Genomic DNA, 640 nt, shown 5'->3' with positions numbered 1-640 from the left:
CGCTGTACGGCTGCACGGACAGCAGCCTCTACCAGCGCATGGCGCACGAGCTGGTCGACCCTTGGATGGAGGAGGTCTCGCCCAAGAAGAGCAAGTCCGTGTTAATACGTCGTTTACGAGATTACGACCGTTGGTTCGGTCACGGGATCAGTTGATAAGTAAAAGTTACGCATAGCGATAAATAAAAGATATGAGAAAAGATAGCGAGACATGCGAGGTTCCTTCCGGCATCCGGTTGATGAACCTGTTGCGTGAGCATTTGACAGAGATCATGGATCGTGAGCGTACGAACCAAAACTCAATGCACCTGTATTGTACGGGGTCTTACTGGGTGGCTTTCGAGCGTTCGGCCTACCAGCTTCATCGAGCGTTCTCGGATAGCGAGACCCTGCCGCTACGGCTGTACGCCTACCCGTTCCCGATCGTTATGGTGTCCGTTACGGATCGCTCGCTCCGCTCGTACGCCCGCAAGCATATATTGAGAAAAGACGAGTCGGATTACAAACTATTGACCGTCCCCGGGCTTCCCTTGGCGGCCTACCGTGAATGGCACGCCGGCGAGGTGGAGGGACTAACTTTATTAAGTGAGAGAGTATGAGTATGACGCAAGTACCGTTATTATTATTACCGTGCGGATTGT

Annotated in this window: 1 protein-coding gene; it reads left to right on the top strand. The window is 52.7% G+C overall.

The features are described 5' to 3' along the window. Positions 1-190 precede the first annotated feature (190 nt). A complete protein-coding gene (locus E5342_RS19140) occupies positions 191-598 on the top strand; it encodes a hypothetical protein (protein WP_135960092.1) in 408 nt (135 codons plus the stop codon). Positions 599-640: the final 42 nt, after the last annotated feature.

The organism is Parabacteroides distasonis, assembly GCF_004793765.1.
Classification (GTDB): domain Bacteria; phylum Bacteroidota; class Bacteroidia; order Bacteroidales; family Tannerellaceae; genus Parabacteroides; species Parabacteroides distasonis_A.
The sequence above is the reverse complement of the archived record's forward strand: the minus strand, read 5'-3'. Positions and strand labels throughout refer to the sequence as shown.